Consider the following 15062-nt stretch of genomic DNA (forward strand, 5'->3'; position numbering starts at 1 on the left):
GAACAGCCATGGGTGAGTATATCGGGCTCGACGTATCGTTGAAAGAGACAGCGGTTTCGATCCGGCGTGAAGGCAAGCGTTTGTGGCGCGGCAAATGCGCCTCGGATCCGCAGCTGCTCGCCGCGCTGATCCGCAAGCACGCCCGAGAGGTGGTGCGCGTGGTGTTCGAGACAGGACCGCTGTCGGTCTGGTTCTTTCATGCGCTGAGCGCGGAGGGGCTGCCGGCGATCTGCATCGACGCGCGCCATGCCAAGGCGGCGCTCGACATGGCGGCGAACAAGACGGATGCGAACGACGCCGACGGCCTGGCTCACCTGGCAGAGGTCGGGTTCTACAAGGAGGTACGGGTCAAGGGCTTCGACAGCATGCTCGCGCGCACGCTGGTTGCGGCGCGGACTCGCCTGGTGCGGATCGGCACCGAGCTGTCGAACCAGATCCGGGGCTTGATGAAGACGTTCGGGCTGGTCGTCCCGCCGGCGTCGGGCAGCAAGTTCGAGCGCCAGGTTGAGGCTCTGCTCGCCGGTAACGCCGACCTCGGCCGGATCATCCGGCCGCTACTCGAGGCCTGGCACGCCGTTCGCCTTCGCGCCGCGGAGCTGGGACGCAAACTGCTGGCGGACGCCCGGCGCAGCGATGCCTGCCAGCTGCTCATGTCCATTCCCGGTGTCGGCGTCTTGACCGCCACTTCCTTCATCACCGCCATCGAGGATCCGACCAACTTTAAACGATCGCGATCTGTCGGCGCCTGGGTCGGGTTGACCACCCGGCGCTACCAGTCGGGCGAGATCGACTATGACGGCCATATTTCGCGGCGAGGCGACAGCCATCTGCGCGGGCTGCTCTACGAAGCTGCGACCGTACTGCTGGTGCGGAGCCGATCCGAGTGCGACCTGCGCAAATGGGGGCTGCAGCTCCGCGAGCGGCTCGGCTTCAAGCGCGCCGCGGTCGCCGTTGCGCGCAAGCTGGCCGTCATCATGCACGCGATGCTGGTCACCGGCGAACCCTTCCAGGAGACACGCACCTCAGCCTGACACCCGAGCTCGTCCGCGTCGCAAGGCGCTGCGAGACGTCCTGCCGGGACGTAGGCCGACCCACTCCGCGACGCTTGTTGCATCCGTTGCCTCAACGGCAGCAGAATGCGTGATGAACCTCGGAGGGGTCGCCCCGCGAAGCCCCATCATGCGGCGGCACATGCCGACCGCGAAGACGACCATGCTCCCGGCAGCGGCATCTCAGAAGACCCTTGCGCCCGACGCGATTAGACGACAAGCGTCCGATGTTGGGTCGGCGCCAGGTGGCCCTGAGTGACCGAAATTGGGTCTCAGTGGAAGCGTTCACCTCGACTGAGCTGCTCGAGTATCTGCTCCATTCTGCGCGCGCGTGTCTCCGGCCGTTTGGCCGTCTGCAGGCGGTAGTAGATCGGGTACAGGTTCTTGCGGTCAAGCGTCCGGAAAAACGCTTCGGCCTCGGGCAAGGACGCTAACGCGTCCAGAAAGTCCTGTGGAATGACCATCTCGGCCGAGCCGTCATAGGCGGCATCCCAACGTCCATCGGCGCGCGCGGCCTCGACATGGGCGAGCCCGGCGGGGGTGATGCGCCCTTCAGCGATCAGCCGATCAGCGTGTTCACGATTTTTTGTTGACCAGCTCGATCCCGCCCGACGCGGCGTCAGACGCTGGAGGTAGGAGCGCTCGTCGCCGGACCGCTTTAAGCCGTCGATCCAGCCGAAGCGGATCGCCTCTACGACGCAATCGGCCCACGTGACCGAGCGCTGGCCCGATCCCGCCTTGTAGATGCGGACCCAGAGCTCCGCACTGTCCGCGTGGTGCTCAGCGAGCCAGCACGCCAGATCCTTAGGGCTCTCGAACGCGAGAGCATCGGCTTGAGGATTGGTCATCACCAGAAGCTAACGTAAGCGTATGTCGCTGAGAAGCGGCATGGCACCTTCCCAGATGTCGCCGTCAAATGGTTAACGGAGGCGAACGTCGTATGAACAAACGGCGGCTCTGGGGAGGCGTGCAGCTGGCGCTAAATGGCCGGTCTTGGGTCTGTCGGCTATCGGCAGACGATATCAAAGAACACGTAGGTCTCAGGCTCTTCAACTCCCTCTGCCCCAATCCTCCAGGCATAGTCGCGATCCCGCGCGAATGTGCGCATTGTAGAGCGTGCCGATTGCAGCGCAGCTGGATCCTGCCACCACATCGAAGCTACGAGCCCAGCGACTCGAAGATCGGCCTCGCTCTCCCGCACGCATCGCGCGCATGCCCGAGCGGCATCCATTGATGCGGCGAGAGCACCTAAATTGTAGCGATCACAACATAATTGCTTGAATTCGAACGCCCATGATCGGCTTGAGTCCGATAGCCAGAGATCGCACCTGCCGCCAGCGGAGTAGCGGCGATTGCCGCTCCATTTTTTCACAGACGCATACTCAGCCAAGCCAAGCAGTCCGCTGGCTGTGGCGGCCGAGCAGAGATGGCTGACGCTGGCCGTCTCATTGTAGGCGAAGGGATCGTCCTCAAGGTCGCACCACCATCGATTGGTGAGATGTGCAGCTGCTTCAATCCAGCGGCCCCAGAGCGCATTTTCGATGCGCCCTCGGTGACCCTGCAGCATTTCTGCGCGAATGGTGCGGTCCGTCTCGATCGGCTCAGAGAGGCTGACAAGTTGCTCAGGTATCACGGCATGAACCTCGCTGACCAGCTGGCGGCAAGATCCACCATCATGACTGCCATCAAACGGCTATCGTGGCTTTGAAGCCTGTCAATCTCGGCATGCGAAATTTACAAGCTTCAGCACCGATCGGCTCGCATCCGGGACCAAACTATGTCGCTTTCTTTGCCGCCGGCGAAGTAGGTGCCAGCAGGCTCTTAGCTAGCCCTGATCTACGAGCTCAACCCGAGAATCGCTGATGGCGTGTGCCCACCGAGGATCGTCTGCCGCTGCCACGCCGCGTCGTACGTCGACGGGGTGTCGTAGACATGAGGTTCGGCCGCCGGCCCAAATCTTCGGAATTATCCTCCGCAGATTGGCATCAGGAGCAATGGGGCTTCGTGCTTGCCAAGCCCGCAATCGCTGCAGCAGATCTCGCTTCAAGGCCTTCCCCCCCAAACCGGTGCAAAACACTGCGTGAGAAAAAATCGATATCGCACAGCACCTCTGCCAAGCGCAGCGCAAGCGATGGGCGATCGATCAACGCGCGAACGCACCGGTGCCCGCTCTTCTCGTACCCGTCTTTCATGGGCGGACTGAACTTTACTGGTGCCTTGAAGAGGTAGGCGCACTGACCACGCAAACGTGCCAGCGAGTTGACGGGCTTGATGGTCACGGTGGGGGCACCAAGCCAGCTGGTCAGTATTTTGCGACTGCGTAGGCGGTGGGCAACTGCGACCGGCTTCAAGCTGGGGTCATCTGTGTAGCCCAGAGTGTGAGCGTGCAACTCGATCATGCGACCGTGGCCGCCGCTGGGTACTTGGAGACTGCCTGAAGCTCAAGCAGGCCAACGGCATGCAAGCCGGTGAGGCCTAGCACCCTTGCGAAGTCACGCGGCAGCGCGCCAACTCGATGACGGTCTGGTACTCAGGGCTGGTGCCGACATCCCCAATGGGGGTGATGAAAAACCAGCGGCGACGCGTGCCGGGCGGGTTCCACAGCGGCTTTACCGCTTCGAATGAGATTTCGTACGCGCGTTTTCGAATTTTTAGATTGGCGAGGGAAGGGGTCTCCGACGGCCGCCCGTCAGTGCTCAACCCCAAAACAACACGCAGAGCGCTGCGCGCTACCGGGAATACGTCGGCTGTCGATGATGGCGTCGAGTGATTGCGCAAATGCGCTGATTGAGCGTGCCATTCGGCTATCGGGATGGTGCCACTTTATCGGATCGTAACCAGTGTCGTCAGGGACCAGCGGCAGGCGCATGATGCTCAACTCGATATTTTGTGTGTGTAGCGCTGGGTTGAGGCCCTGTGCATAATGGGAGCGCCGGCGTGTCATCGGGACAGGGCCGGAAAAAGGGGGAGGGCCAGATGAGTGAGTTGAGGGTGCTGAGGGGGTGGCTTAATGGTATGCGTCAGGGTGGCCTCCTTGATCCTCCCTGACGCACCCATGTTTACAGCAGGCGCTGGCCAGGCTTCTTCGTCTTCCGAGAACGTGGAGAACTGCCTAATTGCCAACGCGACTCCCGCCGCACCGCTTTTTTCGGATGACTACCGTTGACGCCGGCACGAGCCTTGCGCGACGCCCGCGGTGGCTTCGGCACGATGACGCTGTCGAATCTGTACGGCAGAAAATTCTTGCTGCCGAATTGCTGACGAAGCTGCAACCAGAACTGCCATACATCGGTAGCGCTCGGTACGATCGTGCCGGTGCGGGGTCGCTGCCGATGCCATGCCTCAATCTCGGCACGAAGCTGCTGCCGTATTTTCCGGCCAGCCCCGATGCCAAACACCAGACTGCAGAATTCGACCTGACTAAGGCCCTCGATGACACGCAATGCGAGTTCGGGCCGATACCCCTCGATCGTGTCCATGAGCAAAAACCGGGCGGGATCGGTCTTCGATGCCATTCGGTTCTTCGCGGAGTGCGGTGGCTTGATCATATATGCTGCCGTTCGGCGCACATCCAATTCACTGTCCCCAATAGGCTCGATGGTGACGGGCGGTGCGCCGAGCTTGCAGTTCCAAGCGTGTGAAGCATTGAGATTGGCTGCCGCCGCATTGTGATCGAAAGGCTGCGTCGTCCACGCAAGAACATGAACATGGTAGAGCAGGCTGCGCCCCTCTCCGCCGCCTGGGTAATTCACGAGGGGATGCACCTCGATCACGGCGACGGCGTCGAGGTTTAGCTTGGCAAGCTGACGACGCACCTTCGCCTCGAGAGTCGCCAAGGGCGCGACGGGCGAGCGGTCCGAAACGATTCCGACGTCATCCGTGAAGGTAAGCAAAAAGAATTTTAGTTTGGGGTCGCTTGCCCGGTGCGAGGCCATTGCCTCCGCGAAGAAGCGGCTTGCGCGTTTGATCGCCTCGGTGTCGCTGGCGAGAAGGCGCCCAGGGTGACCGTTGATCCCAGCTAGGGCGAGGACGAAGCTTTTTTGATCATCAGAGAGGCCATCGGTGCGCACGCTTGCACGAACTTTTTTCCGTATTTCAACAAAGCGATGATGCTGATTTTCGTGGACGGACCTGGGTGAGTTAAAAATCTTTTTGATCATAAGGTTGGCTCGAAATTGCCGCACGCTACCCTCCGCACACGTGGTAGACGTGTACGAGAGGGGAATGGTGGCGATGTGGTGGGTATTACAAAGCGCTTTGAGCGAGACTTGCTAACGCGCGACGAATTCTAGCTGCGACTGGAAAGATTTTCCTGCCCGGCCCGCATCAATGAATCGATGCTATCAACAAACACGAAGCGGCGGCGGCCGATCTTCGTGGATTGCAAGTGGCCGCTGTTGATCAGCTCATACACCTTGGTCTTTCCGACAGGAAGCACAGAGCTAACCTGTCGGATTGAGAGAACGTTACGATACATGATTTTTTTCCTCGTTCGCCTTTGGTGATCGCCGGCAAACGAGAATGATTTTCTGCGGCTTCGTTCGAAAACGGTATTCGGAAATCGTTCTGAAATATAAGCCATTGAAACTAGACAATAATCTTCCGAGGCTTCAGGCGTCTCCAGGTGTGCCTTGCGATCTCCCCCACTTGGTTCTGCCCGAGTCGTAAGGTGTCCCCGTCTGGCATGGTAAGACGGTGTTGCATTTCGACCTTAAGAGACTCGGCGGTGGGATAGGTGTCTTTGTCGAGGAGCCCCTCTTGCGATAGCTCCACAATCACCAGCCAGCCCGCATCTCGCGCACTTACGTCGTGCTTGCGCCCAACTTTTGATTTCTGAATTTCGCGAAATATATCCGGGAACAGCCTCTCCAATCCCTTGCGCTCGAGCGATACACCTCGAAACATTCGACGCCTTCGCGGCTTTAATGACAAGGTATAAAAGAATTGATTATAGGGCCATCTCCAGCGAGCCCTGTCGGGAATCGCATTGAGGTCGCTGCGCCAGTATTTCGTCGGAACGTCAATGTCTCGTTCGACCTCGCTGCACGTGGCATGGGAGCGCCATGCTTCAGACAGCTTTGTGTCGGTGGAGATCCACACACCCTTTGCTCTGGCTTGCAGATACCCGTCTCTTAAAAAGTCAGCAATGCTACTTTTGGCTGTTATGGGATCAACGTTTTTCCCGATCAAGTGCATGTATGCGTCGTTGGCGAGTATCCACTCAGATCCGTCGCTATCGTCCTGGTGATCCACGATCTTTAGATTTCCTGGTTCAAAAACAGCAGCCAGTTCTCCATCAGTTCACGCCGGCGATCAACGGCTGTTCCTCTCCTATATGCCCGTTCCGCTTTGTTCTGGATTGTGTGAGCGAGAGCTTGTTCGACAATTTCTCGTGCAAAATCAGTTTTGTCTCCGGCCCAGTCGCGAAACGTTGACCGAAAGCCGTGGGTGGTGACATGGCCGTAGCCCATTCGCCTCAGCAGCATCGACATGGCCATGTTGCTGCGCGTGGCACCGTTGACGGCAAAGATTGGTATGTTGGGGGTGACTACGGCTGGAGCGATTCGACGGAGTAGATCTATCGCCCCGGCGGATAACGGGACGACATGTTCGGCTTTGGCCTTCATCCGGGCTGCCGGTATCGTCCACAGTCGCTCTGTGAGGTCGATCTCGCCCCACGATGCGCCCAGCGCTTCCCCGCTACGCGCGGCAGTGAGGATGACGAACTCAAGGCAGCGGGCCGCCACCGCTTCACGCTGCCGCAACTTGGCGAAGAAGGCAGGGGCCTCTTTGAACGGGAGTGCGGCGTGATGCCCGCGTTGCAGTCGATCTTGCTTGGGCAGCAGTAGCGCGAGGTGCCCTCGCAGCATCGCAGGGTTAGAGGCGTCGCGTGGTCGGTGGCCGCGTGCCTTCGCAGCATCGAGGATCTTCTCGATGCGACCGCGCACGCGCTTCGCGGTCTCGGCCTTCTCGGTCCAGATCGGGCGGAGCACCGCGAGAACATCGTCGGTGTCGATCTCGTCCACCGGCTTGTCGTTGAGCGATGCTGCATGATCGCGCAGGCTATTGCGCCATTGCTGTCGATGCACCGGGTTTCGCCAACCTGACTCGACACTGGTTATGTAGTCGTCGGCAAACTCGGCAAACGCGGGCGCACGCTTCGGCTGTGGTTCCTCGTTGGGCGTGATGACCGTGCGGGGGTTCTGGCCCATGGCGACGGCTTCCCGCATTTCACCGGCGAGGCGCCTCGCTGTCGCCAGCGATACCGACTGCGCCCCACCTAAGCCAATCTCAACCCGCTTGCCGCACTCGGCGGTCATAAACACCCAACTGCGCGCGCCCCTCGATGTCACGCGCAGGTACAGGCCGCCGCCGTCCGAATGTCGACCCTCTTTCAGGCTAGCGACTTGCTTGACGTTCAGCTTGTTGATCGCGCGGGCCATGGCACTCCTTGGGGCTTGGTCGCCGGACACGCCTCTGTGCCCATTATTACCCACTTTGATGCCCACTTTTGGCGTGGTCATCAACGATCATTTGCGGTCATGGGCGCAGCGTGTAGGCGAAGGCGTGATCGAAAACCGGCAGAAACTCAAGGATAAGTGACCCTTGCCGGTCACGTGCGATCGTGAGCGGTCATTATGGTTCTAAAGACTCCGTCTCCGCCAATGCTGCTGCTAAAATCGGCAGGAAAGCTGGTGCTTTTGCTACGGCCGTCGCCTTGTTCCCACATTTATTCCCACACTCCGATGCGGTTTTGGGCGTTCAGCGATGAACCGCTACGAACGCTGAACTGAAAGGCCGAGCTTGCGATGTCGCAAGCCCTTTGTGTGCAGCATGGCCGTTTTTTGTATCCCATTTCGTCCACGTGCTCCGGTAATAGCTTCATCAATGACGCGCTACGCGCTTCACTGACAAGACTGTCAAAAGGCTACCCTCCAGGGGGGGGCGGGGACGTGGTGAGGCCGAAGCCGCCGTCGCTTAGAGCGGTTCCATCCTGATGCAGTCGGGCCCCCCGGGTCCGATTTGAGAGTACCCGTCCCACACGGGTTAGGGCTGTCGTCTACAAAGGTGATCCGCGGTCATCGAGCTCGGCCCAAATTACGCCGGTACGCCGCCCGCACAGCGACCGCGAAAGCTGCCCGGCTGTTTCGGTCCGCGGCTTGGCCTTCATGGCCGCTTGTGGAGGAGCGGCGGGAATTTAGGCATAAACCGCTGAAGTACCGCCTAGTCGTTTCCGACTGGCGACGTAATCGAGTCTCTTTACGGCGCAGGGATAGTGCGCAATCGCGGGCTCGGCGTGGAGAACTGCCTGCTCCGAGCAGACGGTAGTAGGATTTACACCGTTCGTTCAGCGGGCCGGAAGCGGGCTCGATTGCCAGTGGAGGGTGGAAAGCAGCCTGTCCGCTTACGGGCGCTCAGACGGGATAAGCGGCCGCTTGTTCATCCCCGGGCAATGGCAGCTAAGCGCCCCACTCGATACGTTCGCCAGGTCGGTCGTCAACCGCGAACGCTGTCATTCGTCCGTCGCCAATTTCGGCACTGGGGGACCGCTAATTGTAGAGTTTCCGCTCGGTGCGCCGAGCCGTGTTCGCAGATATGCCGCGACCAATTTGCGCAGGGGACCAAATCCACTATCGTCGGCGTCCACCGGGCAAAAGGCACGGAATAGCGCGGTGAAAGCCACGAGATGATTAGCCGAGACGTTCGACGCCTAGTCCTCATCCTCGAAGCGGAAGGCTACGGCTTTCTCGCGGGCGAGATCCTAGGCGAGGTGGATAGCGGGCGCTTGGTGCCCTCCGATGACGCTGGGGAAGGTGTTTCGCTGGAAGCGGCTTTCGAGACCGACCGCATTCCCGACGGAAGAAGCGAAGACCGACCTTGTCGTCGCCAACCTATCCCACTGGACGAGCAGCTGGCAGAGGCCATCGGAATTTTACGGCTCCGCTTGGTGGAGCCCGCGCGCAGGCTCGCGGAGGCGGAGCGGCTCGCGGGCGATCTGACGATCGGCGAGCCGGTGCGCTTCGCACTGATTGAGGATGACGAGGTGATCAGCGCCCGAAGCGACTTGGTCGCCCCAGGGGACGATCGCTTCGCCGTCAAGCTCGATGATCTGCTCGGCCGCATTCTGAGCGACGAGCCGCCGATGGAGGTTGGCTGATGCCGTTCGGAACGAAGGAGCGGAGGGAGCTCAGGAACCTGCTTCGGCAATTCCGCGCTGCCCATACATGGTCGGTGCTGCCGTCCGGCACCGGCAAGGCGCTGGAAGCGTGGGTCATGATGCGCATGGCCGGTGCGGCATCGGCTCATGGGTGGACCGTCCGTATACACGGCGGTGACGGCAATCCGTTGCCTTCCGGTGCGGACTTCCTGTTCCGCACTCAGCCAGGTCCCATCAAGGAGGCCAGCATTGCGGCGGTCGGCTACATCGCCTTAACGGCCCCGACGATAACACCCGCTTCATCCCAGATGGGGACAACGGCCTCAGCAAGCGACACGTTTGAGCTGCATGGCGGAATCCAGTGGCGAGGCCGCAGCGGCGCCCGGCACGAGTGCGACATCTCCCTTCTCCCGGCGGACATCGGTATCGCAATCCGCGGTACAACGGGAGGCGGTTATCCTCGCGGGCTGCCTATCGTTGCCATTGAGTGCAAGGACAAGTCGTCGGACGCTCCCCCGGACGAGATGCGACAGACGCTCGCGCGGCTGTTCGATCTAGCCTGCATCCAGCAGAGCTGGGACGGCGCGCCGCATCGCATCTTCGACGAGGCGGGCGTAGCGGGCTGGGGCGGCCGGGTTCCGCAATATCGCCCGTTCTTCGCCGCTGGCCAGTTTGCGATAGTGCGTGCCAGCGGCTTCGGACTCGGCGCATCGCAAGTGGGACACCACTACAACATCGCCCGCCACTCCGACGTTTACCAGCGACCGACGTCGTTATCGATGCGCGATCTTCTCGGACGGTTCACGCAAATTCTCGACGTCCTGACCTGAGCGAACGGCTACCGATGGACGGCAGCGGATCGACTGTGAAGGTGGCGGCCACCGAAAGTCGTCCCATATTGACGTGATGACGACGATCTATCTGGATGGATCTTGCTTCACTGGCGACGACCTGCTTCATGATCAGCAGCCGCACTTCGTGCTCGCCTCGTCGCTCGTCGCGGACGAGGAGGCGGAAGCGATCATGCGACGGTGCTTTCCTTGTTTACGGGAGCCGGAATTCAAGTTCAAGGTGCTTTGGCGCTGACGTGAAGTGCACCGCGACGGACTTCGCGCATTCGCCGCCAAATTGCCCGCGCTAGCGGATCGGGCTTTCCTGTTCATCGTGGACAGGCGCCCTATTTCGATGGTGACAGGAGCGGAGACTAGCGCTGGCTCTCGCTGATCGTCCATGCGAGAGAAAGTTCGCCGGCGCTGTGACCTCGCGTCACCATTTAGAGGGGGCGCCGCAGTGCTCGTCTCCCCGTCAGTCAATCCACCGAGGCTAGGGCACTTCTTTTGTAAACTTGCTCGGCGCCGGTGTCGTCACCAGCCCGAATACTGCCGAAGACTGGTAGATCTCGCTTGGAGAAGTCAGGGACCGGCGTTCTCGACGTTTCGCACCGTTTGACACCCAAGAGCAGCAAAATCGCATCTCGATGTCAGCCTTGCCGACTTGCGATCCGGGAAGCCGTGAGGCCGCAACTGGCCCAAAATCCGCTGGACCGCTCCGGCACAACCAGCCAGTCGGCAAAGCGCCCCCATAAGGGTCGTTGTAGCTCCGTCGCCCATCGCTCGAAAACGGACGTTGATTATGCTTGCTCGGAATGCCAGCAATTCCGAACAAACCGGCACGAATGGTCCAAGGTGCCGGTTGGCATAACGAGTTCCTCCGACAGGCAAGCCGGTGTGCTAGCTTTGAACCGTCTGATCGCGTTCTCTATAGGTCAACGTGGATCCAAAACCGATCCATTAGCGCCGCAGTAGCGGTATCATGGTTCCCAGTTTAGGCTCTGATCCTAGCGACAGAACCGGCGGAGGGCAGATGGCTGGGTGGACCGATGATGAACTGCGCCGCACGGCTGAGGCGTATCTCGCGATGTTGGGCGACGCGCGTTCCGGTCGGCCATATTCTAAGGCGAAGGTACGGCGAGCACTGATCGCGAGCCACCTCCCGGCCCGCAGCGAACAAGCAATAGAATACCGCATGCGCAACATCAGCGCCGTACTTGATGAACTCGGCCGCCCGACGCTGCCGGGCTACGTCCCCGCCAAGAATGTCGGTCGCGGCGTCTCAGCGCGCATTTGCGATGTTCTGACGTCCCTCCAGCCTCCGTCGCCGATCACTCCTGGCGCGACCGAGGCGGCAGCACTTGAGCAGGATGAAGATGCGCAGCCCGGCACAGTGCCGTCGCGTTCCCCTAGTGGCCTATCTGCAGTCCCGCCGCCGATGATCTACTTCAATATCGGCTGGATGCGCAACTATGCTGGTCCAAACGCTTCGGATCCGACGATCGGCAATCATGCTTATCTTGGTTCACATGCCCATGGCGCCGAAGCCTATAACTTTGCGCCTGAGCCGGGAGCGTTGCTCTATGGTTATCGGCCGCCGGGTAGCCGCGAGCGCGTGAATATTGATCGGCTCGGTGCGGCACCCGGCGATGACTATATCGACGGAGTAACCGTCGTTTGGATTGCGCGTGAGCGCTCGAGCGGCACCTCGGTGATCGTCGGCTGGTACCGGAACGCGCGCGTCTGGCGCAACGCACACTCGAGCGATCATGTACTGAACGGCGAACGCCACGCCTGGTCAGTGCAGGGCCGAGTCGCCGAGAGTGTGTTGGTACCTGTAATCGCCCGTGATTTTCGGGTGCAGAGCAGTCGCACCGCGCCGGGGATCGGCTTCGGTCAAAAACCGACCTGGTACGGACACCCCGATGTCGATCGCCGCGTCTGGAACTATATTCGTAAGTTCGGAGCGACTTCCTCAGCCAAGCCGGGCAAACCCAAGCGCCCGCCGCGCAATCAGGATCCCGAGCTGCGACGCGAGGTCGAACGTGCCGCCATCAATCACGCAAAGGCATACTATCGTCAGCTCTACGGCCCGGAGGCGGTCGAAAGCGTGGAGGTGCTAGCGAAAGGATGGGATCTCGAGATCGCCTGTGGCGGCGAGCCGCTGCTGGTGGAAGTGAAGGGCCTGCTGCGCGGTGAGCTCATCTGCGAACTCACGCCTAACGAGTATAAAGCTATGCGCGCCCTTGTGAACCGGCCTCGCTATATCGTTTATGTCGTAAACAACGCGCTGGCCGTCGCCCCGGATGCGCCGCTGCCCTCGGTCTTTATCCATGAAAAAGGTGACGTTTGGCGGACCGCCGACGGGAGAACGCTGAAGATCACGGAGAAAACCGGAGCGGTGCTGACCTGCTCCTGAGACTCGCACAGGGCAGCTTTGTGCCCCTAATCGGTCGTTGCATTTGCCATCTAGCGATCCCGAAAACCGTCACTTCTTCACTCAACGGAAGGGCGATCAAGGAGGCACGCTCATCTGGCTCCGCTCACCATTTCCAACAGGCGATCGAAGAGCTCTGGCAATGCTGCATTCGGGTCCAAAGCGTCGGAGACGACTGGGATGACCCCGCGACTCGCGAGCACCTCCTCCTGCACAACGTCGGGCCGGATCAGAAAGATAAACGACCGCGGTCGTCGCTCCGCGTAGGCCGTCGCATCCCAGGTTCGCTTCAGCTTATACAGAAGCAGCCGGAGGTTGAGATCCTTGAGGCTGTATCCCACGAAAAGTATCGTGCGACCCAAGACATCTGACCTAAGTTTCAGGTCCAGCGGGGATTCAAAGTTCAACCGCTCGAAATAGTCTGATTCCGTGATCACAAGCGAGTTGTCGTCCGAGAAGTCGCCGTGGAACTTGACCACATGCGTTTCGGCTGACTTGGCATCCGCGATATCGACAACCGACGCGATCTTAGAGACGTCTTGGCCAAGCAGCTTGAACACCCGTTCGAGATTGTTGTCGTAGTTCGTCGTGTAAACAAGGGGAAACCTGAGCTCGACGATTTGGCGGTGAACCGTAGAGGCGAGCAACCTCTCGTCGGAGACGTTCCAGCTCTTGTCCATCCAGCTGCGGAGCTCGCCGATGCTTCCTTTCTGTAGCTTGTAGAACTCCGCCACTTGGGCATAGTCCGCGCTGGGTCCAACGAGCACTTCGGGGTCGAAATCTAGCTCCCGAGCCATATGGTTTATCAGCTGCTGCCATGAAGGGAGCCCGAGCGGCTGGGACAGGCCAGCTCCTGCGAACAAAATCACTCTGCGATCGCGGATTTCGCGCGCAAGCATATCAAGCATCGGCCGCCTCCCTCAAATGGTCCGCGAGTGCGCTCAGGGCGAGCCGGCGCATCGATATGTCGTTCTTCTCCTCGCCCATCTCCGCGAACGTCCGTTCATGGCCATCGGGCACGAACACGCAATCCCACTGGAAGGACCGATCGCCGCGAGGCGCGGACGCGATGGTGCCGCGAATCTCCCCCTGAAACTGATGAATCTGGCGGCCATCGCAGTAGCCGATCCAAGTCCTTGCCACGAGGCCGCGCGTCTCCCCACGACCGAACAGCTCACAGAACCGGTCCGCCTTTAGCGAGTCCCAGAACGGCTGCGTGAGGCCACCCGGAAATCCGTTGAGCGTGTCGAGATGGAGACACGTCTGCTCGACGAACAACCGGTGACCGATTCGTCCGAAGGCGCGTAGCACCTTGTCCCTTACGATCGCCTCCACGTCCGCCGTCTGGATCTCGTCGATCGCTACGCTGATCGGCACCACTTCTGCGCCAAGCGGCTCTAGGATCTTCCGGGCCTCGGCGATTTTGTGTTCATTTTTCGAGAGGAATCTAATTCGCATCGCGCCTTCCACTTCCGTGCGGTAAGCTCTATCGCCGACGACCATGCTGGTCGACCTCCACGTCCATCTTCGCGGAACGCTGGTCCGTGAGGCCGTTCTTGCCCTCGCCGATCGCAACGCCATCTCGATACCGAGTTCTGTTCTCTCCCAGGCGCGATATGGCTGGTACGATTTCGCGTCCTTTCTGAAGGCCTACGACCTCATCACGTCGGTCGTGAGATCCGCCGCTGACCTCGAAATTGTGACGAGCTCATACCTCCAGCGGTGCGCGGCGGTGGGCGGCGGCTATGTCGAGTTCATGCTTTCGCCGCCTGACCTCGCCCGCACGGGAGTGCCGTTCCCCGAGCAACTGAAGGCTTTGGAGGCCGCAGCCGACCGTGCCGCCGAAGAATGGGGTATTCACTCCCGCCTCATCGCCACCGCCGTCCGCCATCTTGGGCCAAAGGCCGCCATCGCGGCAGCCCACATGGCTACCTCGATCCGCTCCGACATGATCGTTGGCTTCGGCTTGACCGGCGATGAGCACCGGTACGAGGTGGGCGAATTTGCTGAAGCTTTTCGCATCGCTCGGGCAGAGGGCCTCCGTACCACTGCGCACGCCGGCGAGCATAGGCCGGCCGAGACGGTGCTTGAGGCCATCGAGACGCTTGGGCTTGACCGCGTCGGCCACGGTGTCAGAGCCATCGAGTCGCCCCACGTCACAAGACAACTGGCGGAGGCGCAGATGCCCCTTGAAGTCTGTCTCCGCAGCAACCTCGCGCTTGGCCTCTATGCCTCCATCGCCGAACATCCTATCGGGCGACTCGCGGATGCCGACTGCACCATCGTGCTCGGCACCGACGATCCGGGCTTCTTTGATACAGATCTCGCCGAGGAATATGGCCTCGCCCTCAAGGCCCACCCAAGCCTTGGGATCGGAAGAGTTTCAGGTGCCGCTATAGCGGCAGCTTTTTGTGGCGAACCCACCAAAGCTGTGCTCGGCGACATGCTCGCCCGCCGACAGCTTGGTGACGCATAGACGCCGCAATGTCAGCCGCTCGCGCTGCGCTTTTCTTCGATCTTGAAAGCCGCCGCTCGTTCAGGCCTGCTTGTCCGGCCGGCTTGCGCGGAAAACGGCCGGTCCGGCGGAT

Annotated in this window: 14 protein-coding genes; 6 read left to right on the forward strand and 8 right to left on the reverse strand. The window is 60.7% G+C overall.

All coding sequences use genetic code 11. The features are described 5' to 3' along the window. Positions 1 to 8 precede the first annotated feature (8 nt). On the forward strand, positions 9 to 1031 hold the full coding sequence (locus QBJ89_RS14395) for an IS110 family transposase (protein ID WP_277981166.1): 1023 nt from the start codon (positions 9 to 11) through the stop codon (positions 1029 to 1031). A gap of 290 nt (positions 1032 to 1321) precedes the next feature. Here the strand turns inward: QBJ89_RS14395 and QBJ89_RS14400 are convergent, their stop codons facing one another. The 6 genes from QBJ89_RS14400 to QBJ89_RS14425 all read right to left on the reverse strand — a co-directional run bounded on the left by QBJ89_RS14400 (position 1322) and on the right by QBJ89_RS14425 (position 7492). Next, positions 1322 to 1897, reverse strand: coding sequence for a YdeI/OmpD-associated family protein (locus QBJ89_RS14400; RefSeq protein WP_277981167.1), 576 nt, complete (start codon positions 1895 to 1897; stop codon positions 1322 to 1324). 158 nt (positions 1898 to 2055) lie between these two features. Next, positions 2056 to 2682, reverse strand: coding sequence for a hypothetical protein (locus tag QBJ89_RS14405; protein ID WP_277981168.1), 627 nt, complete (start codon positions 2680 to 2682; stop codon positions 2056 to 2058). A 1426-nt stretch (positions 2683 to 4108) separates the two neighbouring features. After that, the gene (locus QBJ89_RS14410; RefSeq protein WP_277981169.1) at positions 4109 to 5209 is read right to left on the reverse strand and encodes a hypothetical protein; all 1101 of its coding nucleotides are present in this window, start codon (positions 5207 to 5209) and stop codon (positions 4109 to 4111) included. 128 nt (positions 5210 to 5337) lie between these two features. Next, positions 5338 to 5631 carry a helix-turn-helix domain-containing protein gene (locus QBJ89_RS20130; protein WP_347342835.1) on the reverse strand — a complete coding sequence of 98 codons (294 nt, stop codon included), beginning with the start codon at positions 5629 to 5631 and terminating at the stop codon, positions 5338 to 5340. Between the two features lie 5 nt (positions 5632 to 5636). Then, entirely contained in the window at positions 5637 to 6302 is a 666-nt protein-coding gene (locus QBJ89_RS14420) for a hypothetical protein (protein ID WP_277981171.1), read from the reverse strand. A gap of 5 nt (positions 6303 to 6307) precedes the next feature. Continuing rightward, positions 6308 to 7492 carry a tyrosine-type recombinase/integrase gene (locus QBJ89_RS14425; RefSeq protein WP_277981172.1) on the reverse strand — a complete coding sequence of 395 codons (1185 nt, stop codon included), beginning with the start codon at positions 7490 to 7492 and terminating at the stop codon, positions 6308 to 6310. Between the two features lie 1244 nt (positions 7493 to 8736). Here QBJ89_RS14425 and QBJ89_RS14430 point away from each other — a divergent pair. The 4 genes from QBJ89_RS14430 to QBJ89_RS14445 all read left to right on the forward strand — a co-directional run bounded on the left by QBJ89_RS14430 (position 8737) and on the right by QBJ89_RS14445 (position 12456). Next, positions 8737 to 9207, forward strand: coding sequence for a hypothetical protein (locus tag QBJ89_RS14430; protein WP_277981173.1), 471 nt, complete (start codon positions 8737 to 8739; stop codon positions 9205 to 9207). Continuing rightward, positions 9207 to 10037: a hypothetical protein gene (locus QBJ89_RS14435; RefSeq protein ID WP_277981174.1), complete on the forward strand. Its 831-nt coding sequence runs from the start codon at positions 9207 to 9209 to the stop codon at positions 10035 to 10037. The genes QBJ89_RS14430 and QBJ89_RS14435 overlap by 1 nt, the downstream gene beginning before the upstream one ends. A 76-nt stretch (positions 10038 to 10113) precedes the next feature. Continuing rightward, on the forward strand, positions 10114 to 10293 hold the full coding sequence (locus tag QBJ89_RS14440; protein ID WP_277981175.1) for a DUF3800 domain-containing protein: 180 nt from the start codon (positions 10114 to 10116) through the stop codon (positions 10291 to 10293). Between the two features lie 939 nt (positions 10294 to 11232). After that, positions 11233 to 12456 carry a DUF3883 domain-containing protein gene (locus QBJ89_RS14445; RefSeq protein ID WP_277981176.1) on the forward strand — a complete coding sequence of 408 codons (1224 nt, stop codon included), beginning with the start codon at positions 11233 to 11235 and terminating at the stop codon, positions 12454 to 12456. A gap of 110 nt (positions 12457 to 12566) precedes the next feature. Here the strand turns inward: QBJ89_RS14445 and QBJ89_RS14450 are convergent, their stop codons facing one another. Beyond that, positions 12567 to 13382, reverse strand: a complete 816-nt coding sequence (locus QBJ89_RS14450; RefSeq protein WP_277981177.1) for an SIR2 family protein — start codon at positions 13380 to 13382, stop codon at positions 12567 to 12569. Further along, complete coding sequence (locus QBJ89_RS14455; protein WP_277981178.1) at positions 13375 to 13977, reverse strand: non-canonical purine NTP pyrophosphatase; 603 nt, start codon at positions 13975 to 13977, stop codon at positions 13375 to 13377. Before QBJ89_RS14455 ends, QBJ89_RS14450 begins: the two co-directional genes overlap by 8 nt. Here QBJ89_RS14455 and add point away from each other — a divergent pair. Then, complete coding sequence (add, locus tag QBJ89_RS14460; protein WP_277981179.1) at positions 13976 to 14950, forward strand: adenosine deaminase; 975 nt, start codon at positions 13976 to 13978, stop codon at positions 14948 to 14950. The two genes, QBJ89_RS14455 and add, sit on opposite strands and share 2 nt — an antisense overlap. Positions 14951 to 15062: the final 112 nt, after the last annotated feature.

This window comes from Sphingomonas phyllosphaerae (assembly GCF_029623345.1).
Lineage (GTDB): Bacteria > Pseudomonadota > Alphaproteobacteria > Sphingomonadales > Sphingomonadaceae > Sphingomonas > Sphingomonas phyllosphaerae_C.

Bases quoted from the DNA above. Each gene is read 5' to 3' on its own strand.
- QBJ89_RS20130 (WP_347342835.1), bottom strand. From the start codon at position 5,631: ATGGCTTATATTTCAGAACGATTTCCGAATACCGTTTTCGAACGAAGC.
- add (WP_277981179.1), top strand. From the start codon at position 13,976: ATGCTGGTCGACCTCCACGTCCATCTTCGCGGAACGCTGGTCCGTGAG.
- QBJ89_RS14425 (WP_277981172.1), bottom strand. From the start codon at position 7,492: ATGGCCCGCGCGATCAACAAGCTGAACGTCAAGCAAGTCGCTAGCCTG.
- QBJ89_RS14430 (WP_277981173.1), top strand. From the start codon at position 8,737: ATGATTAGCCGAGACGTTCGACGCCTAGTCCTCATCCTCGAAGCGGAA.
- QBJ89_RS14440 (WP_277981175.1), top strand. From the start codon at position 10,114: ATGACGACGATCTATCTGGATGGATCTTGCTTCACTGGCGACGACCTG.
- QBJ89_RS14445 (WP_277981176.1), top strand. From the start codon at position 11,233: ATGCGCAACATCAGCGCCGTACTTGATGAACTCGGCCGCCCGACGCTG.
- QBJ89_RS14410 (WP_277981169.1), bottom strand. From the start codon at position 5,209: ATGATCAAAAAGATTTTTAACTCACCCAGGTCCGTCCACGAAAATCAG.
- QBJ89_RS14435 (WP_277981174.1), top strand. From the start codon at position 9,207: ATGCCGTTCGGAACGAAGGAGCGGAGGGAGCTCAGGAACCTGCTTCGG.
- QBJ89_RS14400 (WP_277981167.1), bottom strand. From the start codon at position 1,897: ATGACCAATCCTCAAGCCGATGCTCTCGCGTTCGAGAGCCCTAAGGAT.
- QBJ89_RS14395 (WP_277981166.1), top strand. From the start codon at position 9: ATGGGTGAGTATATCGGGCTCGACGTATCGTTGAAAGAGACAGCGGTT.
- QBJ89_RS14450 (WP_277981177.1), bottom strand. From the start codon at position 13,382: ATGCTTGATATGCTTGCGCGCGAAATCCGCGATCGCAGAGTGATTTTG.
- QBJ89_RS14455 (WP_277981178.1), bottom strand. From the start codon at position 13,977: ATGGTCGTCGGCGATAGAGCTTACCGCACGGAAGTGGAAGGCGCGATG.